The 22,763-nt window shown below is 64.3% G+C and carries 18 protein-coding genes; 3 read left to right on the top strand and 15 right to left on the bottom strand.

Features of this window, described 5'->3' with window-relative positions:
- Positions 1 to 99: 99 nt before the first annotated feature.
- From ACQPYR_RS32380 to ACQPYR_RS32370, 3 genes are all read right to left on the bottom strand, one after another.
- On the bottom strand, positions 100 to 1,302 hold the full coding sequence (locus ACQPYR_RS32380; RefSeq protein ID WP_433622651.1) for a 2-deoxy-scyllo-inosose synthase: 1,203 nt from the start codon (positions 1,300 to 1,302) through the stop codon (positions 100 to 102).
- Between the two features lie 330 nt (positions 1,303 to 1,632).
- On the bottom strand, positions 1,633 to 2,571 hold the full coding sequence (locus ACQPYR_RS32375; RefSeq protein WP_433635302.1) for an LLM class F420-dependent oxidoreductase: 939 nt from the start codon (positions 2,569 to 2,571) through the stop codon (positions 1,633 to 1,635).
- A 95-nt stretch (positions 2,572 to 2,666) separates the two neighbouring features.
- Positions 2,667 to 3,659, bottom strand: coding sequence for a transcriptional regulator (locus ACQPYR_RS32370; protein WP_433622650.1), 993 nt, complete (start codon positions 3,657 to 3,659; stop codon positions 2,667 to 2,669).
- An 805-nt stretch (positions 3,660 to 4,464) separates the two neighbouring features.
- Between ACQPYR_RS32370 and ACQPYR_RS32365 the strand changes: the two genes are divergently transcribed.
- Positions 4,465 to 4,677, top strand: a complete 213-nt coding sequence (locus ACQPYR_RS32365) for an SDR family oxidoreductase (protein WP_433622649.1) — start codon at positions 4,465 to 4,467, stop codon at positions 4,675 to 4,677.
- 62 nt (positions 4,678 to 4,739) lie between these two features.
- Here ACQPYR_RS32365 and yjfF read toward each other — a convergent pair whose 3' ends face one another.
- Genes yjfF through ACQPYR_RS32345 form a run of 4 tightly spaced genes read right to left on the bottom strand, consistent with a single transcriptional unit; the run spans position 4,740 to position 9,283 of the window.
- The gene (gene yjfF, locus ACQPYR_RS32360; protein ID WP_433622648.1) at positions 4,740 to 5,753 is read right to left on the bottom strand and encodes a galactofuranose ABC transporter, permease protein YjfF; all 1,014 of its coding nucleotides are present in this window, start codon (positions 5,751 to 5,753) and stop codon (positions 4,740 to 4,742) included.
- Positions 5,750 to 6,781, bottom strand: coding sequence for an ABC transporter permease (locus ACQPYR_RS32355; RefSeq protein ID WP_433622647.1), 1,032 nt, complete (start codon positions 6,779 to 6,781; stop codon positions 5,750 to 5,752). Before ACQPYR_RS32355 ends, yjfF begins: the two co-directional genes overlap by 4 nt.
- A complete protein-coding gene (locus ACQPYR_RS32350) occupies positions 6,778 to 8,310 on the bottom strand; it encodes a sugar ABC transporter ATP-binding protein (protein ID WP_433622646.1) in 1,533 nt (510 codons plus the stop codon). The genes ACQPYR_RS32355 and ACQPYR_RS32350 overlap by 4 nt, the downstream gene beginning before the upstream one ends.
- A gap of 13 nt (positions 8,311 to 8,323) precedes the next feature.
- Positions 8,324 to 9,283 (bottom strand): ABC transporter substrate-binding protein, encoded by a 960-nt coding sequence (locus ACQPYR_RS32345; RefSeq protein WP_040688225.1) that lies wholly within the window; start codon positions 9,281 to 9,283, stop codon positions 8,324 to 8,326.
- Positions 9,284 to 9,510: 227 nt separating this feature from the next.
- On the opposite strand from ACQPYR_RS32345, the gene ACQPYR_RS32340 reads away from it, so the two are divergent.
- Positions 9,511 to 10,581: a LacI family DNA-binding transcriptional regulator gene (locus ACQPYR_RS32340; protein WP_433622645.1), complete on the top strand. Its 1,071-nt coding sequence runs from the start codon at positions 9,511 to 9,513 to the stop codon at positions 10,579 to 10,581.
- Between the two features lie 4 nt (positions 10,582 to 10,585).
- Here the strand turns inward: ACQPYR_RS32340 and mmsB are convergent, their stop codons facing one another.
- The 7 genes from mmsB to ACQPYR_RS32305 form a co-directional block, all read right to left on the bottom strand.
- Positions 10,586 to 11,902, bottom strand: a complete 1,317-nt coding sequence (gene mmsB / locus ACQPYR_RS32335) for a multiple monosaccharide ABC transporter permease (RefSeq protein ID WP_433622644.1) — start codon at positions 11,900 to 11,902, stop codon at positions 10,586 to 10,588.
- Positions 11,899 to 13,452, bottom strand: coding sequence for a multiple monosaccharide ABC transporter ATP-binding protein (gene mmsA, locus ACQPYR_RS32330; RefSeq protein ID WP_433622643.1), 1,554 nt, complete (start codon positions 13,450 to 13,452; stop codon positions 11,899 to 11,901). Before mmsA ends, mmsB begins: the two co-directional genes overlap by 4 nt.
- 97 nt (positions 13,453 to 13,549) lie before the next feature.
- Entirely contained in the window at positions 13,550 to 14,644 is a 1,095-nt protein-coding gene (chvE, locus tag ACQPYR_RS32325; protein WP_040698588.1) for a multiple monosaccharide ABC transporter substrate-binding protein, read from the bottom strand.
- A 16-nt stretch (positions 14,645 to 14,660) separates the two neighbouring features.
- Entirely contained in the window at positions 14,661 to 16,055 is a 1,395-nt protein-coding gene (locus ACQPYR_RS32320; RefSeq protein ID WP_433622642.1) for an L-fucose/L-arabinose isomerase family protein, read from the bottom strand.
- A gap of 32 nt (positions 16,056 to 16,087) precedes the next feature.
- Positions 16,088 to 16,783, bottom strand: a complete 696-nt coding sequence (locus tag ACQPYR_RS32315) for an L-ribulose-5-phosphate 4-epimerase (RefSeq protein ID WP_433622641.1) — start codon at positions 16,781 to 16,783, stop codon at positions 16,088 to 16,090.
- Positions 16,780 to 18,450 (bottom strand): ribulokinase, encoded by a 1,671-nt coding sequence (araB, locus tag ACQPYR_RS32310; RefSeq protein WP_433622640.1) that lies wholly within the window; start codon positions 18,448 to 18,450, stop codon positions 16,780 to 16,782. Before araB ends, ACQPYR_RS32315 begins: the two co-directional genes overlap by 4 nt.
- Before the next feature lie 539 nt (positions 18,451 to 18,989).
- Positions 18,990 to 19,832 (bottom strand): alpha/beta fold hydrolase, encoded by an 843-nt coding sequence (locus ACQPYR_RS32305; protein WP_433622639.1) that lies wholly within the window; start codon positions 19,830 to 19,832, stop codon positions 18,990 to 18,992.
- A 92-nt stretch (positions 19,833 to 19,924) separates the two neighbouring features.
- Between ACQPYR_RS32305 and ACQPYR_RS32300 the strand changes: the two genes are divergently transcribed.
- A complete protein-coding gene (locus ACQPYR_RS32300; RefSeq protein WP_433622638.1) occupies positions 19,925 to 20,491 on the top strand; it encodes a TetR/AcrR family transcriptional regulator in 567 nt (188 codons plus the stop codon).
- A gap of 295 nt (positions 20,492 to 20,786) precedes the next feature.
- Here ACQPYR_RS32300 and ACQPYR_RS32295 read toward each other — a convergent pair whose 3' ends face one another.
- Positions 20,787 to 22,262 (bottom strand): glyceraldehyde-3-phosphate dehydrogenase, encoded by a 1,476-nt coding sequence (locus tag ACQPYR_RS32295; protein ID WP_433622637.1) that lies wholly within the window; start codon positions 22,260 to 22,262, stop codon positions 20,787 to 20,789.
- Between the last annotated feature and the right edge of the window lie 501 nt (positions 22,263 to 22,763).

Here is a 22,763-nt window from a genome sequence, read left to right as displayed (position 1 = left end):
GATTCAATATTGGGTCGCTGATACCTAGTCGGGGAAGAGCCTGCTTCTGGCCGCCGCCCGCCGCGAGTTCCGGGCTGAGGCGACGGCCACGACGGCAGCCTATCGGCTGGTAACCCCGAGGGGTGCCATCTCGGTTCCCGCTGCTTCGAACGCTTCCAATGCGGCATATACCTCGTCGAAGGTAACAGGAACCAGCGGCAGGCCACCCGATCGTGCGGGGCGGCCGAGCTGTTCGAGGAGCACGAAAGCCGCGGCGTCGTCCGCCAGTGGCAGGTATCCCCGTTTGTTGTCGTCACGAGTCGTGTCGATGATGCCATCCGGCGTGACGCCGTCCGGGATCGTCGTCCGCACGCCGAGGCTTGTTACGAGTTCGTCGTGGATGCTGACGTCGGTGTCCGTCAGCCACCCGCGCGCGAACGATATTCGCGCGGCAATCAACATACCGAGTGCGATGGACTCCCCGTGTGAGAGCCCATCGGCATCGCGTTGTCGATGGTCCAGCAATTCGATGGCATGCCCGACCGTATGGCCGTACTCGAGAACGAGGCCGTCCTTCCGTTCGTATGTGTCGTTCTTTGTTACCTGCCCCTTCGCGCTGATGCTGGCATCCAACAGCCAAAGGAGCGACTCCGGTGCGGCGAGATTCGCTGTGGCCAAGATTTCCTGCAGTTCGGGAATGATTGCGGGTTCGATGGCCAGACAATTCTTGGTCATCTCGCAGAGTCCGGAGCGGAGTTCCCGGGCAGATAGCGTGGTGAAAAGTTCGACGTCGGTCAGGACTGCGGTCGGCGTGTAGTAACTTCCCACATGATTCTTGCCGACCTGACTATTTATGGCCTGCTTGAGTGACAGCACCGAATCCATCGCGCTGACAGTCGTGGTCGGTATATGAACGAGACGAACCCCACGGAACAACAGACTGGCCATGAGCCCGGCCAGATTTCCCGGTACTCCACCACCGAAGGAGACGACAACCGATCTCCGCGTAGCGCCATCTCGCAAGGCTTGCTCGATGTGCTCACCCAGGCAGGAAAGGGTCTTCATGGATTCACCTGGCTCATGGCCGAGAACCGTCACGGGTGTTTCGGTTCCGAGGGCGCGCAGCAATGCTTGCCCGTGCAGCCCGAAGACATGGTTGTCGGTAACGACTAAGAATCTGTCCGCGTCGAGCTTATCCAGGGTCTCGCCGATGGCGTCGAGACAATTGCTGCCGAACAGATATGGAAACGAGGACTCGCCGATCCATATGTGGCGCTGTTGCATGCGCGGATGCGATACGAGTTCTTGTGCGATCGAGACCATCGGTTCTACTCCTGCCAACTCTAGGACGGACGGCGGCACGATAAGCGAGCGATGGCCGGTCCATAGTCCGTGAATTTCGCGCGCAAATCGGCTCGATCTCGTCGACCGAAAGCCGCGCCGGGAAATTCCTGTGATTTCGGATCAGCGCGATGGTATAAGAGCCGCCGCCGCTGGGCTAGATATTCCCAGGGTCAGGAATGGCGAATTCGGGTGCGACATCTCGATAATGCACGATACCAGCGTGATTATGTGAAAAGGGCCACAGATTGGTTTGGCCAGTGCGGCGGCGGGGTCGCCGCCAGGTTTGATCGCCGCCGCGTGTCGCCGGGATCAGTCCAGCTGCGGTGCGATCTCTGCGGCGACCAGCTCCAGGTGGTCCAGGTCCGAGAGATCCAAGTACTGCAGGTACAGACGGGTGATACCGGTCGCCTCGCGATATCGGCCGATCTTGTCGACGACCTCGGCGGGGGTGCCGACCAGCTCGGTGCGCCGCTTCAGATCGGTGAGCTCGCGGCCGATCGTATCGGCACGGCGGGCGACCTCGGCGTCGTCACGGCCCACACACATTGTGAGGGCGACCGAGCGGATGATCTCCTTCGGGTCGCGCCCCAACTTCCTGGCCGCCGCGTCCACTCGCTCGAATTGCGCCGCGGCCGTCGCGGAGTCGACGAAGGGTAGGTTGAATTCGTCGGCGAAGCGGGCCGCCAGCGCCGGGGTGCGTCTCTTGCCGACGCCGCCGATGATGACCGGCGGGCGCGGACGCTGCGTCGGCTTGGGCAGGGCTGGAGCGTCTTCGAGTCGATAGTGCTTGCCGTGAAAGCTGAACGTCGCACCCGGTGGGGTCTCCCACAGGCCGGTCACGATCTCCAATTGCTCGGCGTAGCGGTCGAAGCGCGTACCGAAATCGGGCAGTTCGATGCCGTAAGCGATGTGCTCGGCGTCGTACCAGCCCGAGCCGAGGCCGACTTCGATACGGCCGCCGGACATTTGATCCACTTGCGCCACCGAGATGGCCAGCACGGATGGATGCCGAAAGGTGGCGGAGGTGACCAGGGTGCCGAGCCGGATCCGGGTCGTTTCCCGTGCCAAGCCGGCGAGCGTGATCCAAGCATCGGTAGCTCCGGGGAGCCCGGACGCCATTCCCATCCTCAGGTAGTGGTCGGACCGGAAGAATGCGTCGAAACCGGCGTCCTCGGCCGCTGTCGCAGCGCGGAGCAGCCGACTGTAGTCGGCCCCCTGTTGGGGCTCGGTGAAGATGCGTAGGTCCACCCGTTCGGACGAAGCGCCGGTGCTCGTGTTCATGTTTCACATCCAGGTGTCGAGTATCTCGATGGCGCGGGCCCGGCGGTTGCGCTTGTAGTGGGTCAGGTGTCGGTGCCGAGGTGACGACTTACCGAGTCCGCCAGCGACAGCCAGCTTTCCGCGTAGCACCTCGCGAGTTCGGCAACCGCGGACGCACAGTGTGACGGCACACTGTCGGCCATCGATTGCCATTCCTCCGGCGCGGGATCGGCAATTGTCAACAACCGCAACAACTTTCGGCCGACCTCGGTGAAACGCAAGGACGGATCGGCGCGCAGACGGCGCACCATCAGTGTGCGATCGGGCGAATGAGGGGGTCTCGCTGACCCGCTGACGAGGCCGGTGGGCGACGCTTCCGGTGCCACCTCACCATGGCGCCGATACTGCGATGCGGCACCGAGCTGCACCCGCAGCCGCCGCCGGACATCCTTCGCGGTAGTTGGCGAGATACCTGCCGCCGAAGCGATCTCTCGAGTCGACGCCGCCGGATCGGCTTCCAAGAATTCTCGGGCCCGTCGCCGGCGCGCGCTCGCATCCATCGGGTATGCCGTGCCGTCACGCCCGATCCGCCGGGTCGGGTGCGGATATTCCGCACCCGACCCACGTCGCAGCGCGGCGATGGTCTTGTCGGACAATCCGGTCAGTTCAGCCAGCCGCCGGTTCGACCATTCGGGAAAATCCGCGAGCATCCGTCCGGCTGCGGCTTTGCGGTCCGCAAGCGACAACGGGAGTCCACGAGCGCTGTTGAGTTCGATCGCGAGCACGAACGCTTCCTGCGGCGCACCATCGAAGAACACGACATCGATCGACACCGCCTGCCGTCGGCGGGCGACCACCAGACGGTGGACGCCGTCGATCACCTCCATCGTCGCGCGGTGCACCACGATCGGCGGCAATGGACCGGGCAGCCGCGCCAGCACGCCGAGGTGCTGGGAACTCACCCCACCGACCCGGATGGTCCCCGAAATGCGAATTCGCTCGACACCGACTGCGACAACCTTTTCCGAGAGTCCCTTGCGCTGACGTTTCTCGACATCCATCTTCTTCTCCAGCACCTGTTCAAAGACTGTCGTATGCGCGGTAGATCAACTCCGGAGTTGATGCCGTAACGACCCGCCGGAGAAGCTGTGTGTATTATCTTTATGCCGGAAGATCCTCCAGTTTAATGTGTTGTTACTCGGCCCGGGGGCGATGGCATCTGTTCGAAACCTTCGATGCACGCAGTACTGGAGTGTGTATCGCCCACCGCTCGACACTTGGCACGTTATGGCGGATGCGCCCGCAGAACATCCGCCAGATCGAGCAGAAACATCCGCACCTTCGGCTGCGGACCGCAATCTCGGTACAGAATTGGAGAATCAAACCCCGTTCGAGACGAGATTTGGTGGGAGTCGCTCCGAAACATCGGGTCAGCGGCTCTGCGGCAGATACGGAAAGCCGTAGCTCTGCAATGTCCCTGTAACGAAATGTTCCTCGCAGAGAAACGATCACCAGCACGCACATCAACCGGCGCGGTGGTGCACCCGCACCTGTGGATATTCCCGTACCGATTGGCGGATGTTCCCTGCGAGCAGCTGTCCTGAATTCACCGTCAGCCGGAATCGGTACGGTCCGGCGCCACCGACAACGACACAGTATGAGGGAAGTCGGCGTCGCGGACTCGGGCACATCCGCCCGCGGCAGGTTTCTGCCGGGACTGCCGCGCAGTGTGGAATAGGAATTACATGGAAGTTGTCGCGCGTGAGGCGATACCTGAAATCACATCCGTGGTCGTCTACGGCACGGTCCATAACGTAGGCCTGCTAGAGGATTTCCATCGGAATCCCGCACTGCGGAAATTCGTCCCCGAATTCTCCCGGCTTGTACCGTGAACGCCGCGCCCCGGGCATCGTCGACACCGCGATGTTGGGCGACATCCTTACTACGCCGGAACGTGCGGCGCTGATCGCGGCGACAGCCCTCGGCCGCATCGGCCGGACCCGTGACATCGCCGAGGTAATCGCCTTCCTCGCCTCCGACGATGCCGGATGGATCACTGGACAGGTGATCGACGTCGACGGGGGCCTGCAGTGAGCGGTGGTTCGACACGACGTGCACGAAACGTCGGCACCGCTGTGATGTCATGCCGCGAGTACCTATCCGTCGCGGGTTCCGATGGTCCGTTGCAGCAGGATGAAGGCGAGTAGCAGGACGCCGATGAAGATCTTGGTCCACCAGGAACTCAGGGTGCCTTCGAAGCTGATGATGGTCTGGATTACGCCGAGGGTCAGTACGCCGAGTACCGAGCCGAGGACGAATCCGGAGCCGCCGGTGAGCAGGGTGCCGCCGATGACGACCGCGGCGATGGCGTCGAGTTCCATGCCGACGGCGTGCAGGCTCCAGCCGGACAGGGTGTAGAGCGTGAACAGGATGCCCGCGAGTGCCGAACAGAAACCGCTGATCGCGTACACGGCGACCTTGGTCCTGGCCACCGGTAGCCCCATCATGAGCGCAGACTGTTCGTTGCCGCCGATCGCGTACGCGGTGCGACCCAATCGGGTGTAGTGCAGAACGACGAAGGCCACGGCGACAACTACCAGCGCGACGATCATGCCCACCGTCAGGAATACGTCCCCGCCGAGCCGGAAGCGACGCTGCGCCAGATCCGTGTACACGGGGTCGGTGATCGTGATCGAATCCGTGCTGATCACATACGCCAGCCCGCGCGCGAGGAACATACCGGCCAACGTCACGATGAACGGCTGGATCTCGAAGTAGTGGATGACCGCACCCATCGCGGCGCCGAAGAGCGTGCCGCCGACCAGCATGAGCGGCATGACCAGCAGCGGCGGCCACCCGTGCACGGTCACCAGCCACGCCGAGACCACCGTGCACAGGGCCAGCACCGCGCCGACGGACAGGTCGATGCCGCCGGTGAGGATCACGAAGGTCGTCCCGACGGCGAGGACGAGCAGAAAGGCGTTGTCTATGAACAGGTTCACGAAAACCTGCGGATAGCCGAACGCCGGATAGCGCATCACTCCGACGCCATAGATGATCGCGAACAGTGCCGCGGTCGCCAGCACCGGGATATAGCGGCTGCGGTGCCCGCGCATCGTGGGGCGGCGCAGAACAGGTCGGGCGGCGCGGGCCTGAGTCAGCACGTTCATGTCGTCGCCTCCGTCGCTGTCGATGGAATACTCGGTCGGGTTCGGCGGCGAAATACCTTGGCACGGAACGCCGGTGACTGGATCAGGCATACCGCGATCACCACGACCGCCTTGGAGACCAGCGTCGTCTCCGGTGGCACCCCGACGGTGTAGATCGTGGTGGTGAGCGTCTGGATAACCAGCGCCCCGAGGACGGTGCCGCCGAGCTGAAATCGCCCGCCGGTCAACGCGGTACCGCCGATGACGACGGCGAGAATCGCATCGAGTTCGATCCACAGACCGGCGTTATTGCCATCCGCCGCAGAGACATTCGAGCTGATCATCAGTCCCGCGATCGCGGCGCAGCACGCGCAGACCGCGTACACGGCGACGATCAGACCACCGGCCCGGATGCCGACCAGCCGCGCCGCCTCGGCATTACCGCCCACCGATTCCAGCAGCAGTCCGAGCGCACTGCGCCGCAGCAACAACGCGAGCCCAGCGAACACTGCGGCGGCGACCAAGACGGGCACCGGCAACCCGAGCAGATAACCACCACCGATGACCTTGTACGGCGGACTGTTGATCGTGATGATCTGGCCGGACGTGATCAGCTGTGCGACACCGCGTCCGGCAACCATCAGAATCAATGTCGCCACGATCGGCTGAATCCCGAAGCGCGCCACCAACACGCCGTTCCACAGTCCGAGCGCAACCGCCACGCCCAGCGCGATCAGCACCGCGACGGCGACGCCACCGGCATCGGTCTGATCCGGCATATTGCTGATGTGCAGGCACGCCAGCGCGCCCGCGATCGCCACGACCGTGCCGACCGACAGGTCGATGCCGCGCGTCGCGATGACCAGCGTCATGCCGAGCGAGATCAGCACCAGTGGTGCGCCGTAGCGCAGGATATCGATCAGGCTGCCGTAGAGGTGTCCGTCCTGGATGCGGATCGAGAGGAACCCGGGCGTGAACGCGACGTTGACGATCAGCAATGCGATGAGCGCGACCGCGGGCCAGAACAGCTGGTTTCGGATGATCGTCATGAAATCGCCCCGCTCGCAATGGTTTCGGTGAGGCGGTCCATGGTCAGGGTGGCATCGTTGACGAGTTCGGCGACCAGCCGCCGATCGCGCAGGATCGCCACCTTGTGACTGAGCCGCAGCACCTCCTCGAGTTCGGCGGAGATGAACAGCACCGACATGCCCTCCTCGGACAGCGAGATGACCAGCCGCTGAATTTCCGCCTTGGCCCCGATATCGATGCCGCGGGTCGGTTCGTCGAGGATCAGCAGTTTCGGCCGGGTGGCCAGCCAGCGGGCCAGCAGCACCTTCTGCTGGTTGCCGCCGCTGAGGAATTTCACCGGCGTGTCCGGATCGGCCGGGACGATCCGCAGCGAGGTGATGTACCCGGCGACGAGTTCGTCACGCTTGCGCGCCGACAGCGGCCGGGCCCAGCCGCGCGCGGCCTGGACCGCGAGCACGATATTGTCGCGCACCGACAGGTCGAGGATCAGGCCCTGGGATTTGCGATCTTCGGGGCAGAAGGCGATCCGGTGGTCGATCGCGGCGCGCGGCGAGCGCAGTGCCGTCGGTGCGCCGGCCACGCGGAGATTCCCGGTGGATGCGCGGTCGGCGCCGAAGAGCAGTCGCGCCACCTCGGTGCGGCCGGAGCCGAGCAGCCCGGCCAACCCGACGACTTCGCCGTCCCGGACGGTGAGATCGAATGGCGCGACAGAATTGCGGCGCCCGCCGATCCCGGTGGCCTGCAAGAGCGGATCGTGGCGCGCCACCACCGCCGGATCCGGCTTTTCGTGCTCGATCTCATCGAGCGTGCGCAGCGCTGTGCCGAGCATGTGCGCGATGAGATCCTTCTGGTCCAGCTGTGCGACCGGATATTCGCCGACGAGAGTTCCGTTGCGCAGTACGGTTGCCCGGTCGCAGATCTCGAAGATCTGATCGAGGAAGTGGGTGACGAATCCGATCGCCACGCCCTCGGCGGCGAGCCTGCGCATCACCGCGAACAGTTGCTCGACCTCACCGGTGTCCAGCGATGAGGTCGGCTCGTCCAGGATGAGGACCTTCGCATCCAGGTCGACGGCTCGGGCGATGGCGACGAGCTGTTGCACCGCAAGCGAATACGAGCCGAGTGGGGCCGCCACATCGATGTTCAGATGCAGTCTGGCCAGCAGCCGGGCGGCATCGCGACGCATCGCGGCGAAGCGGATCAGACCGGCCCGCCGCGGTTCCCGTCCGATGTAGATGTTCTCCGCGACCGACAGATTCGGGCACAGATTCACCTCCTGATAGACGGTGCTCACCCCGGCCCGCAGCGCCTGCTGCGGGCCGGTGAAGCGCACCGGGCGACCGTCGAGTTCGATGGTTCCGGCATCGGCGTCGTGGATTCCGGTGAGCACCTTGATGAGGGTGGATTTGCCCGCACCGTTCTCACCGACCAGTGCGTGTATCTCACCGGGGAACAGCCGCAGGTCCACCTCGGACAGTGCGGTGACCCCGGCGAAACGCTTGACGATGCCCGACATCCGAAGTGCGGGTGTGACAGTCGGTTCCGGCATGTACTGCTCCGGCTCAGTACGTTCGGGTGGGCAGCGCGGCGGCGGCCTGGTCCTGGGTGTAGACGCCTTCGTCGGTGACGATCCGCTTGGGCGTCGGGTGGCCCGCCACGACCTCCTTGGTGATCTCCATCAGCTTCGGGCCGAGCAGCGGATTGCATTCGACGACCACATTGATCTTGCCGTCTGCCATGGCCTGGAAGGCATCTCGGGTCCCGTCGATCGAGATGATCTTGATGTCCTTACCCGGCTTCAGCCCGGCCTCCTCGATCGCCTGGATCGCACCGAGCGCCATATCGTCGTTGTGCGCGTACAGCACGTTGATATCCCGGTGCGCGGCCAGGAATGCCTGCATCACCTCTTTGCCCTTGGCGCGGGTGAACTCAGCGGTCTGCGATGCGATGATCTTGAACTTCGGGTCGGCGCCGATGACCTCCTGGAAGCCCTTCTTCCGATCCGTCGCGGGCGCGGATCCGGTGGTGCCCTGCAACTCAGCGATATTCACGGTGTCGTTCGAGTTCTTGGTCGCGTCGACGAGCCAATTCGCCGCCCTGCGTCCCTCTTCGACGAAATCCGAGCCGAGAAAGGTCACATAGAGCGAGGTGTCGGCCGAGTCGACCGCGCGATCGGTGAGGATCACCGGAATCTTGGCGTCCTTGGCCTCCTTCAGGACGGTGTCCCATCCGGATGCGACGACGGGGGAGAAGGCGATGACGTCCACGCGCTGCTGGATGAAGGTGCGGATCGCCTTGATCTGGTTTTCCTGTTTCTGTTGGGCGTCAGCGAATTTCAGCTGTATTCCGGCGGCGGCCGCGGCGTCCTGGATGGATTTCGTATTCGCGGTGCGCCAACCGCTTTCGGCACCTACCTGGGAGAACCCGAGTACGGTCTGGTCGCTTCCCGAGCTGCCGCAGCCGACGGCCGTTGCTGCGGTGAGGACAAGTGCGCTGGCGGTGATCAGAAGCCTCTTCAACACGATCAGGCTCTCCCTTGAATTGTGAAACGTGTTGCACCGAGGTGCGGTAGTCCTGTTAGTGTTAGCGCTCACATTCTTCTAGTCAAGAGCTCGCGCGGCCGTAATCTGGTGGCGACGACTGAATATCGGTTGCCGAGGTCAGCGCGGTGGTTCCGGGTCGCGGTGTGGCCACCGGCCGTGTGAGCGTTAACCTGGGGGAACCGGGACGACGCTTTGGAAGGTGGGATGTGACGGACAGGGACGGATTTGCCGCCGGGGACACCTCAACGGCGGTTCGACCGACGGGCGCGCGCCCGGCGGTCATGACCGATGTCGCCAAACTCGCCGGAGTCTCCCATCAGACCGTGTCGCGGGTGCTCAACGGCAGTGCGAACGTGCGCCCGGAGACCCGCGAGCGGGTATTGCGCGCCGTCGAACAGCTCGGCTACCGCCCCAACGCCATGGCCAGGGGGCTGGTCAGCAGGCGCTCGAATATGCTCGGCGTGGTCAGTTTCGACACCATCCTGTACGGCCCGGCATGCACCCTGCTCGGCATCGAACGTGCCGCTCGCACAGCGGGTTACGGTGTCAACATCTTCGCGCTGGAGACGGTGGACCGTTCCAGCGTGCTGGCGGCCGCGAACAGTCTGGCCGATCAGGGTGTGGATGGAATCATCGTCATCGCGCCGCAGATGGCCGCCGCCGCGGCACTGCACAATCTGCCCGAACGCCTGCTGGCCGTCGCGGTCGAAGCCGGTCAGGACAGTGGCTTGCCGTCGGTTTCGGTGGATCAAGTCGAGGGCGCCCGGCTGGCGGTGCAACACCTGCTCGATCTGGGGCATCGCACGGTATGGCAGGTCGCCGGACCCAGTGACTGGCTGGAGGCACGCGACCGCATCGAGGGCTGGCGACGCACGCTGGAGGCCGCGGGCGCGCCGATCCCCCCGGTGATCGGCGGGGATTGGAGTGCCCGCTCCGGCTACGAAGCGGGCCTGCTGCTCGCCGCACAGCCCGACGTGACCGCGGTATTCGCGGCCAATGACCAGATGGCGCTCGGCATGCTGCGCGCCTTCACCGAACGCGGTATCCGGGTGCCCGCGGATATCTCGGTGGTCGGTTTCGACGACATTCCGGAGGCCGCTTACCTTTCGCCACCGCTCACGACCGTCCGGCAGGACTTCGATGAAGTAGGCCGTCGCAGTATGCAGATGTTGTTGCGGCTCTTGGAATTCGACGGCACCACCGCCGAGCCGGCATCGCCGTCGGTGGTGCCGACGCTGGTCACGCGCGACAGCACGGCGGCACCGGCCCAGCGGTGACGGGTCAGGCCGCCGCGCGCTTCTTGTTGTAGACGTCGAAAGCCACCGCGGCCAGCAGCACCAGGCCCTTGATGACCAGCTGCCAGTCGCTGCCGACGCCGAGCATCGACATGCCGTTGTTCATCACGCCCATCACCAGCGCTCCGACGATCGCACCCACGACCGTGCCGATGCCGCCGCTGGCCGACGCGCCACCGACGAATGCCGCGGCAATGGCGTCGAGCTCGAAGTTCTGTCCAGCCTTCGGAGTTGCCGCACCGAGCCGGGCCGCGAAGATGACACCCGCCAGCGCCGCGAGCACGCCCATATTCACGAAAACCCAGAACGTATTGGCCTTGGTATTCACCCCGGACAGTTGTGCGGCCTTCTCGTTGCCGCCGACGGCGTAGATCCGTCGCCCGATCACCGACCGGTTCATGACGAACGAATACAGCACGATCAACACGATCAGGATGACGCCGATAATCGGAATCCCGTTGTAGGAGGCCAATACGAAGCTGAATGCCAGGATGACCGCGCCGAGCGCCGCCAACTTCGCGATGAACAGCGAGCGTGGTCCGGCAGGCAGACCGTAGGAGTGGCGGCGCTGCCGCACCCGCATTTGCGACCACATCAGGGCCGCCACCGCGAGCACACCGATAAGCAAGGTCAAACCGTTCAGCTCGCCGACACGCAGCCGTATCGCGATTCCGTTGAACCCGGCGAACTGAACGGCATGCAGCGGCAACCAATTCGGAAGATACCCGGCCGCGATATTCACGAAGCCCTGCGGGAACGGCCCGATCGACTGCCCTTTGAGCACCAACTGCGCCAGACCACGAAACAGCAGCATGCCGCCGAGGGTGACGATGAATGCCGGAATCTTGACGTAGGCGATCCAATATCCTTGCCATGCACCGATGGCCGCCCCCATCGCGACGGCCGCAAGCACGACCAGCGGCCACGGCCAGTGCCACTGCACGATGGCGATACCGGTCACCGCACCGACCAGCGCGCACAGTGATCCGACCGACAGGTCGATGTGCCCGTTGATGATCACCAGCATCATCCCGATGGCCAGCACCAGGATGTACCCGTTCTGCAGGATGACATTCGTGACATTGAGCGGCGTCAATAGGCTGACACCGTCGGAAAGCTTTGCCGTGGTGAGGATTTGGAACAGCAGCGTGATCACCACGAGCGCAACGATCATGCCGTATTGACGCACGTTTCCGCGCAGGGTGCGGCGTAGCGCTGCGAGCGCGCCGACCTGTTTCTGCTCGACGGCCTTCGCGATAACCTCCGCGGAGCCGTCGTCTTCGAGCTTGTCCAGCAACGTCATTCGAGTACCGCCTCGGCTGTGGCGGTGCCGCGTGTCATCAGTTTCATGACAGCCTCCTGTGTGGCTTCGTGTTTCGGGAGTTCACCGGTAATACGGCCCTGGCTCATCGCGTAGACGCGATCACACAGGCCGAGTAATTCCGGCAGCTCCGAGGAGATGATCAGCACGCCCTTCCCGGCGGCGGCGAGCTGGTGGACGATCAGGTAGATCTCGTATTTGGCGCCGACGTCGATACCGCGGGTCGGCTCGTCGAGGATCAGCAGATCGGGTTCGGTGAAGATCCATTTGCCGAGCACGACCTTCTGCTGATTTCCGCCGGAAAGGTTGCCGACCTTCTGAAATACCGTCGGCGTCTTCACTGTCAGCCGGGTGCGCAGGCGCTCGGCTTCGACGATCTCGCGGTGGGTGTCGATGACGGTGTGCCGGGAGACCGCGGGAAGATTGGCCAGGGTCATATTGCGCCGGATGTCTTCATCGAGGATCAGTCCGTATTGCTTACGGTCCTCCGAGACATAGGCGATACCCGCGCCTATCGCATCGCGCACCGACGAAACTCGCAGTACCGCACCATCTTTGCGGATCGTGCCGCGAATATTCCGGCCGTAGGACCGGCCGAAAACACTCATCGCCAATTCCGTGCGCCCGGCACCCATCAATCCGGCGATACCGACGATTTCACCGCGCCGTACGTTCAGTTCGGCGTCCCGGACGATCCGGCGATCGGCGATGGTCGGGTGATCGACATTCCAATCGGCGATCTCGAAGAACACCTCGCCGATCTGCGGATCAGCCCGCGGCGGGAACCGGTGGTCGAGATCGCGCCCGACCATTCCCTTGATAATGCGATCCTCGGTGACCTCTTCGGCCGCCGCATCGAGGGTCTCGATGGTGCGGCCGTCGCGCAGCACGGTTATCGAATCGGCGACCGCGAGCACCTCATTGAGCTTGTGCGAGATAAGGATCGAGGTGATCCCCTGTTCGCGCAGTTGCCGCAATAGCGCGAGCAGGCTCGCGCTGTCGGTCTCGTTGAGTGCCGCGGTCGGTTCGTCGAGGATGAGCAATCGCACCTGTTTGGACAGCGCCTTGGCGATCTCCACGAGCTGCTGTTTGCCGACCCCCAAAGCGGCGACCAGGGTTTCGGGATCCTCGACGAGACCGACCTGCCGCATCAGCAGCATCGCCTGCCGATTGGTCTCGTGCCAGTCGACGGTCCAGCTGCGCAGCCGCTCATTGCCGAGGAAGATATTCTCCGCGATGGAAAGCTGCGGCACCAGCGCCAATTCCTGGTGGATGATCGCGATCCCCGCCGCCTCGCTACCGCGAATATCCTTGAACGCCACATCGGTACCGTCCATGCGGATCTGTCCGCTGTAGGAGCCGTGCGGGTAGACGCCGCTGACCACCTTCATGAGCGTCGATTTGCCCGCGCCGTTCTCACCGACCAGCGCGTGGATTTCGCCGTCGGCCACCGCGAAATCCACCGCGTCGAGCGCTTTGACACCCGGGAATTCCATGGTGATTCCGCGCATTTCGAGAATGTGCTTGGTCATGGGCTGTGTCCTTTTCTGCATGCCCGAGGGGCCCTCCGTGGTTACGCAGGCTGCCTCCTCCGGGCCCTGACTCGGCCATGCGGGCATTTCCTGGTCGTCAGGCGAAGTCGCGCTCGGAGTAGTAGCCGGAGTCGATCAGCACCTTGCGGTAGTTGTCCTTGTCGACCGAGACCGGCTGCAGCAGATACGACGGCACCTTCTTGGCGCCGTTGTCATAGGAGGTGGTGTCGTTGGTTTCCGGGGTGCCGCTGGTCAAGATCGCATTGACCATCTGCACGGCGCGTTTGGCGAGGTCGCGGGTGTCCTTGAAGACGGTCATGGTCTGCTCGCCCGCGATGATCGACTTCACCGACGCCTTCTCGGCATCCTGGCCGGTGACCACCGGCATCTTCTTATCGCCCCGGCCGTAACCGACCGCCTTGAGGGCCGAGACGATGCCGATGCTGAGGCCGTCGTAGGGCGACAGCACGGCATCGATATTCGTGGTGGAGTAGTTGGCGCTGAGCAGGTTCTCCATCCGAGACTGGGCGGTGGCGCCGTCCCAGCGCAGCGTGGTCACCTGATCGATGGCGGTCTGACCGGAGCGGACCACCAGCTTGCCGGAGTCGAGATAGGGCCGGATCACCGACATGGCGCCGTTGAAGAAGTAGTAGGTGTTGTTGTCGTCGGGGGAACCGGCGAACAGTTCGATCGAGAACGGGCCCTTGCCATCCCGCAGGCCGAGCCGGTCCACGATGTAATTCGCTTCCAGCACACCGACTTTGAAGTTGTCGAAGGTGGCGTAATAGTCGACATTCGCGGTGTCGCGGATGAGCCGGTCGTAGGCGATCACCGCGATCTTGTTCGTCTTGGCCTGCTGCAATACGCCGGTGAGCGATTTGTTGTCGATCGCCGCGATCACCAGTGCCTTGACGCCCCGGGTGATCATGTTCTCGATCTGCGAAACCTGCGTTTCGATGACGTCCTCGGCGTACTGCAGATCGGTGTCGTAGCCGAGGTCCTTGAACTGCTTGACGATATTGTTGCCGTCGGCGACCCAGCGTTCGGAGGATTTCGTCGGCATGGCGATGCCGATCATGCCGCCGGCCGCGGACGAATTACCGCTGTCCTCAACGGAACACGCGGCGGCGGCCAACAGCGCGGCGACACCGGCGGCGCCGGCGAAGAGTCCGCGTCGGTTGATAGTGGGCATGGGCACAACTCCTTGACTAGACCTGGACGAACTCGATGCCGGCGAGCTGACAGAAGACCTGCCAGTCGGCGGCGTGGTGGCCGATATTCATGACCTGGTGATGCGGCCCGCCGGCGGTGAGCCAGCCGTCCATGCAGGCCCGAACGCCGCTCGCGGGGCGAAACTGGCCGTAGGGCATCTCCAGCGCGGGCAGTTCCTGGCTGTCGAGCACGGTGCCCTCGGCCACCACCAGCCGGAACTTTTCGCCGCCGAGCGAAACCAGACAGGCCAGCGTCGCGGGCCCCGGCCGGTAGCGGAACAGGAAGGTCGGCGGCTCGTCGAGCTTGCCGATGCCGAGCTCGCGCCGGATCAGCCGGACCGGCTCATCGGTGCGCGCGATGCGCCAATTCCCTTCGCCCATATGGCTCATCAGGATCGAGTCGGAAGGGAAGTCCATCGCGTACATCTCGGTGAAATGGCCGTCGCCGATCAGCTGATGTCCCGCGTAGACCATGGCGGCGGCCATCGCATCGCCTTCGGCGCCATAGCCGTACCCCTTGGCCATCAGACTCGATGCCGCGGCCAGTGGCAGCCGCTGGAACCGGCCGTCCTCGCCGATCGCGTCGAAATGCGTCGAGTACGCACCGTAGCCGCGGTCGGTGAGAATGCGTTCGATGGCGATCTGCATCCGGGCGTGGTCTTCGCGTTCGGCACCGGTCAGTGCCGGATCGATCGCGAATTCCCGGTCCTCCCAAGCCATCAGCGCCGCCACATCGTCGTCGGCCACCGCCTGGCTGCCGCGGTAGAGGTCGCCGGGTGCGACGAAGCTGATCTCCGGGCCGAGCGCCCGCAACAGCGCGTTCTCGTCGACGCGGATATCGCCCATATCGTTCATGGCGTAGCCGAATACACCGACCTTCAGCGATCGCCATGCGGTGACCGCGCGTGCGGCGCGTGCCCAACGATCAACGCGCACTGCGAATTCCGGTGTGCGCCAGTCGTCGGTCACGACGGTGAACGGACGGTCGGCGCGGACCATTGCATTCGCGGTGTCCTGGGCGCCGTGGATGCCCTGGTTATAGGTCATGTCCGCCATATCCCAGGCGGGGGTGACGGCGGGTTCGGGTTGAATATTGGCCAGTAGCACCGGAAGTCGGTTCTCGTTGAACAATCGCGCCACCCGCATCGCCGGGCCGTAGGTGAGCATCACCACCATGACGCCGTCGAGATCGGCATTGACGAATTCGCGCATGACCGCCTCGGCGTCACGCCGGTCCTTGACCGGGCGTCCGACGGTCCAGTCGGCGAGATCGGCGAGTTGTTCGGCGATATCGTGGGCGTAGCGGTCCTGGCGCTCGGCGATGCCCGGGATCATGTCGTCATAGAGGGCCTGCATGATGCCGAGTAGGCCGATGCGCGGTTTCGGGTTCATCGAGGACGTACTCCTTTGTCGGCGGCCGGAATTCAGTGCTGGCCGTATACGTTCTGGTAGCGGTCGTGCAGGCTGTCCACATCGGCCTGCGCGAGGGGGACCGGTTCACCGAGCTGGCGCGCGATATGCACGGTTCGAGCTACGTCCTCGCACATGACGGCCGCCTTGACCGCGGCGCGGGCGTCGCGCCCGACCGCGAAGACACCGTGATTGCGCATCAGGACGGCGGGGGAGCGGTGGCCCGACAGCGTCGCGACCACACCCCGGCCGATATCGTCGTTGCCGATGAGCGCGAAGGGGCCGACCGGAATTTCGCCGCCGAACTCATCGGCCATCGCGGTCAGCGCACACGGAATCGGTTCTGCGCGTGCGGCCCACGCGCTCGCGTAGGTCGAATGGGTATGCACCACCCCGCCCACCTCGGGCATCGTCCGGTAGATATAGGCGTGCGCGGCGGTATCGCTGGACGGCGACAGATCGCCCTCGATCAGCTTGCCGTCGAAATCGCAGACCACCATCGAATTCGGGGTGAGTTCGTCGTAGGACACCCCACTCGGCTTGATGACCAGCAATTCCTCCCCGGGTACCCGGGCGGAGACATTGCCCGCGGTCCACACCACCAGCCCCCAGCGCAGTAGTTCTCGATGCAGATCGACCAGTTGCTCACGCAGGCCGGTAATGGCGGTTCGCTCAGCTGTGCCTACTGTTCGCTCGCTGCGCTCGTTCATGCGGTGGCGACTTCCCTTCGTGCGTCGTTACGGATGCGCCGCAGCCGGTGCAACACCTCGGTGCCGCCGCGTCCGAAATGGTCGTGTAGGGCTTGGTATTCGGCGTAGATGGCGTCGTAGGCGGCGGCGCGGTCGGGATCGGGGAGGTAGGCATTGCGGTGCACCCGGCCCATCGCCTCGGCGGCGGCACGGACATCCGGGTAGGCCCCGGCGGCGACAGCGGCATGGATGGCCGAGCCGAGCGCCGGGCCCTGATCCGAACCGATGATCGACAGCGGTAACCGCGTCACATCGGCATAGATCTGCATCAGCAACGAGTTCTTCAGCAGGCCGCCGGCGACCACGAGTTCGCGAACGGGAACGCCTGCGGCATTGAAGGTTTCGATGATGGTGCGGGTGCCGAAGGCGGTGGCCTCCAGCAATGCGCGATAGATGTCCTCGGGTTTCGTCGCAAGGGTGAGGCCGACCAGGATCCCGGACAGGTCGTGGTCGACGAGCACCGAGCGGTTTCCGCTGTGCCAGTCCAGCGCGACCAGGCCGTGCTCACCGACCCGCTGCCGCTGCGCCAACTCACTCAGATAGGCGTGCGCGTCCATGCCACGCGCGGCGGCCTCGGCGTGATAGCGCCCCGGCAGCGACGAGTCGACGAACCACGCGAAGATATCGCCGACCCCACTCTGCCCCGCCTCGTATCCCCAACTACCACTGATGATTCCGCCATCCACCACCCCGCACATCCCGGGCGCCTCCGCGAGGTGATCACTGTTCATGACATGACAGGTGGAGGTGCCCATCACCGCGAGCAGCTGCCCATTCTCGACAGCCTGTGCGGCGGGCGCGGTGACATGCGCGTCGACGTTGCCGACCGCGACCGCGATCCCGGGCCGCAGCCCCGTCCATCCCGCTGCCCGCTCGGTCAGGCCACCGGCACGGCCGCCGAGCGGGGACAGCGGGTGGACCAGCTTGCCGACGGCGAAGTCGGCGAAGTCCGGATTCAGCGCAGCGAGGTAGTCGCGGCTGGGCCAATTCCCGTCCTGGTGAATTCCTTTGTAACCAGCCGTGCAGACGTTGCGTGTCTCCGTGCCGCACAGCTGCCAGACGATCCAGTCCGCCGCTTCGATGAAGCGCTCGGCGCGGGCATAGATCTCCGGATCCTCTTCCAACATCTGCAGCGCCTTGGCGAACTCCCATTCCGCCGAAATCTTGCCGCCATACCGATTGATCCACGGCTCAGCCCGTTCGGTGGCGAGGGTGTTGATCCGATCCGCCTGCGCTTGTGCCGCATGGTGTTTCCACAACTTCGGGTAAGCGTGCGGACGGCCCGCAAACTGCGGCAGCCGACACAACGGCGTCCCGTCGGTAAGCGTGGGCAGCACCGTGCACGCCGTGAAATCCGTAGCGATCCCGATGACATCGGCCGGGTCGACCCCCGCGTCGGCCAGCGCCGCCGGCACCACCGTCCGCAAAACGTCGAGGTAATCCTCAGGATCCTGTAATGCCCAATCCGGCGGAAGGTCAACGCCCGTGACAGGCAGGGTGCGATTGATGACCCCATGCCGGTATTCGCTTACCGCACTACCGAACTCGACCCCATCCCGCACCCTGACAACAAGTGCCCGCCCGGACAACGTCCCGAAGTCGACACCGACCACATACTCGTCCGCCACTGTGACGCTCCTAACAATGTTAACGCAAACATTGTTAGCGCGAACATTTGGCCCGTGTCAAGGACTCAGCTGTTTAGTACGTTGTGATCGCTCATGTTGCGGTCGGTGCCACCCGGACAGCGGCTCGCGACCGGGCGACTCGGCGGCGACCGGGTACTGCGCGGCAACGGTGGCGGCCCGTGCGCATGTGGGCGGGGCACGTAAGGGCTCGATCGCTCTGGACTAAGATTCGCGTGTCCAAGCGAGATCCGGTATCAAGGGGAAGCGAGCTCGGGGGTGGGGATGGTGAATGCTGGATCAGGCTTCACCCATCGATCCATACCACTGCGCACGCTCGGCATGTGAAGCCAGCGCTATGACGACTCGCGGAGTGGACCCGTCTGCACCGCGGTCTTGTGCGGGTATCCACCGTTGCCGACCTGGCCGACTTAACCGACCTGCATACTTGGTTGCCGCGAATCCGCCGTTTTTCCTACGTTCTGCCATGAGCCCTCCGGCGGGACACGGCGCGGTCCACCGCGACCCGCCGGAGGTGGTGTTCAGGAGCGGACGAAGCGCAGCAGTGCTTCGTTGACCTCTGTGGCGTGGGTCCACAGGAGTCCGTGGGGGGCTCCGTCGACCTCGACGTAATCGGCCTCCGGGAAGGCTTCGTGGAACGGGCGCCCGGTCGCGTCGATCGGCAGGATGTTGTCCTTGGTGCCGTGCAGGATCAGTGCGGGCTTGCCCGAGGCGCGGACCGCGGCGACGTCGTCGCGGAAGTCCTCGATCCAGGAGGAGACGACCGCGTAGGCGGCCACCGGTGCCGAGACGGTCGCGGTGTTCCAGCTGGCGGTGACGGCCTGCTGGCTGATCCTGCTGCCGAGCGTCTCGCCGAGGTTGTAGAAATCCTCGTAGAACTTGGTGAACCAGGAGTACCGGTCGGCGCGGGCGGCCTCGGCGATGCCGTCGAAGACCTCCTGCGGTACACCGGTCGGGTTGTCGTCGCGACGCACCAGGAATGGTTCCAGTGAGGCGAGGAAGGCGAGCTTGGCGACACGCTCATGGCCGTACCTGTTGACGTAGCGGGCGAGTTCGCCGGTGCCCATGGAGAAGCCGACGAGGATCACCTCCCGCAGGTCGAGCGTCTCGAGCAGTGTGTTGAGGTCGGCGGCGAAGGTGTCGTAGTCGTATCCGGTGCCGACCTTGCTCGACTGTCCGAAGCCGCGCCGGTCGTAGGTGATGACCCGGTAACCAGCGGCGATCAACTCACGGGACTGCCGCTCCCAGCTGTGGCCGTCGAGTGGGTAGCCGTGGATGAGCACGATCGGCTGGCCGGTTCCGTGGTCTTCGTAGTAGAGCTCGATCGGTGTGCTGTTCTCGGTTCCGACCGTGATGGTAGTCATTGCCATACTCCTGAAATCAGCTGGAGAACGGTCGTTCTCCGGACTGTGCACTACGCTAGAGAACGAACGTTCTCAGCGCAAGGGATAAGACCATGATCGACGACACAGAAGCTCGAGAGCGGGTGCTGGAAGCAGCCGACCGACTCTTCTACGCGCGCGGAGTTCAGTCCGTGGGCATGGACGCGGTCCGAAGCGACGCGGGGATATCCCTGAAACGGATCTACGCCCTGTTCCCCTCCAAGGACGACCTGATCGTCGGTGTCCTGCACCGCCGCAGGGCCCAATGGAATGCCGGCATCTCCGCCAGTGCCGAGGACGCGGTCACCGCACGTGAGAAGGTGCTATCCGTCTTCGACTTCCTCGACATGTGGTTCCGCCAGCCGGACTTTCACGGCTGCGCCTTCATCAATATCTTCGGTGAACTGAGCGCCGGCTCGCCGAACGTCACTCGCGTCGTACACGAACACAAAGACGGCTTCCAGCGATACCTCGCTCAACTGGTCCACGACGCGGGCGCCCCCGAAGCCGTCGCTGCGCAGATCGCGATCCTCATCGAAGGAGCCCAGACCACCGCCGCTATCGCAGGGCAGCCTGATGCCGCCGCACACGCCCGCGTTGCCGCGGCCACCCTCCTCGACACTGCGTGCGGCGCTACCTGACCGCCTGGAACTGACCCGCCGAACTCACGTCTCAACCATCGAGTCTGCGTTATTTGCCAAGCGTGGCAAGCGATCACAGCCCTGGCTGGCGGGCGGATCGTGTCGTCGAATTCAGGGGTACGGCCACGGCGACACCTCCGGCGGGCTGACCAAGCCGGGTGAGTACCGGTGGACCGTCGACGGGTTGGGGCCGCACTACGGTCGCCGGTCGAGGCGTGGGCGACGGCGTGAGCCACGCCGCTACCGGCGGAAAACCGCTATGGCCGAATAGGTTTCGGCCGAATCGTGGTGCGGACTACCGCGCGGCAGTCGCCGGAACGGCGGCGCGATCCGGCGCGCCCAACTGCGGGTAGGTCGGGTACTCGATGCCCGAGATGAACTGCACCGTCCGGACCACCTGGCACGAATAGCCGAATTCGTTGTCGTACCAGAGGTACAGGATCGCGGTGTCGCCGTCGATGATGGTGGCATTGGCGTCGACGATGGATGCCGCGCGGGATCCGATGAAATCGCTGGAGACCACATCGGTGGCCGCGGTGTAGTCGAGGTTGCGGCTCAGCGGTCCGGACAGCGATACCTGGCGCAGGTACGCGAGCACCTCGCTCTTCGTGACCTCCCGCTCGAGCTGCAGGTTCAGAATCGCGACCGAAACGTCCGGCGTGGGAACGCGAATCGAGTTGCCGGTGATTTTGGCCTTGAAGTCCGGCATCGCCTTCGCGACCGCGGATGCGGCGCCGGTTTCGGTGAGCACGAGGTTGAACGGCGCGGAGCGACCCCGACGGTCGGCCCTGTGGAAGTTGTCCAGCAGGTTCTGATCGTTGGTGAACGAATGCACCGTCTCCACGTGACCGCGGACAATGCCGTACTCGTCATCCATCGCCTTGAGCGGTGGCACGATCGCGTTGGTCGTGCAGGAAGCGCACGAGTAGATCTGCTCGGACAGATCGAGGTCGCGGTGGTTGACGCCGTGCACGATATTCGGGACGTCGCCCTTTCCTGGTGCGGTGAGCACGACCTTCGCGATGCCGTTCTGCAGGTGCTGCGACAGGCCCTGACGGTCACGCCACTTGCCGGTGTTGTCGATCAGGATCGCCTCGTTGATCCCGAACTCGGTGTAGTCGATCGTCGTCGGATCATCGCTGTAGATGAACTTGATGACGTTGCCGTTGGCGATGATCGTGTCGTTCTCGGCATCGACCTTGATCGTTCCATTGAACTGGCCGTGCACCGAATCCCGCCGCAGCAGCGACGCGCGCTTGGCCAGATCACCCTCGCCGCCCTTGCGTACCACCACGGCCCGCAGGTTCAGCCCATTGCCGGACCCGACCTTCTCGATGAGCAGCCGAGCGACCAGACGACCGATCCGCCCGAAGCCGTACAGCACCACGTCCCGCGGACCCTGCGGCTCGGCCTTGTTGCCGTCGGTGACATCGGCCAACACTGCGGCGGTGAACTCCGGAATCGATAGCCCGCGATCGTCGGTGCGATAGGCCATCACCAATCGGCCGAGGTCGATCTTGCACGGCCCCAGATCCAACGCGCTGAGCACTTCGAGGAACGGCAGCGTCTCCTCGATCGACAGTTCCTCACCCTCGATCTGCCTCGCGAACCGGTGCGTCCGCAGAATGCTGATCACCGATTTGTTCACCAGCGACCGGCTGTGCAGGAGGATGGTCACCCCCTTCTCGCGATACAGCCTGCCAATGATCGGAATCATCGCCTCCGCCGAAGCTTCGTGAGCGTTCCAGCGGTCAAGATGGTCGGTAGTCAACACAAGCCCCTCGGCGTTCCTCGATCTGTACGAAGATCGATGCTATCCAGGGCCTGGCTATCACAAGGCTCGACTCCCCCCTTGTGAGGTCGGGTCGCGGGCGCGCAAGCCGTTGGCTGTCGCCCTCCTGAACTGGGACAGCGCGGCATCGCCCTGCTGCGCGCATGTGAATCGCATCCGCCGCCGCCCGAACATTCAGGTAGCTACTCATTCGCTGTGGGCCTCGTCGAGTGTGCTATTCGACCTGCTCGACCCGCAGTCTGCGCTCTACAGCCCATACGACTTCTGCATCTCCTGACCGGTTCCCGCCCGCACATGGAATCATTTCGTGAGGCTGGTCGAGGTGGATCCCTCCTCCGGCTTGCGTTTGCCGGTGCGGTACGCCCCTGGGGCGGGCACTGTCGATGACGGTGGCGTACTCGGCGAGCATCACCGCTGATCGTGTGGAACCGGCTCTGGCCGTACATGCGATGATCACCGACGATAGCGCGCGACTATTGA

The organism is Nocardia sp. CA-120079, assembly GCF_050955745.1.
Taxonomy (GTDB): Bacteria; Actinomycetota; Actinomycetes; order Mycobacteriales; family Mycobacteriaceae; genus Nocardia.
The sequence above is the reverse complement of the archived record's forward strand: the minus strand, read 5'-3'. Positions and strand labels throughout refer to the sequence as shown.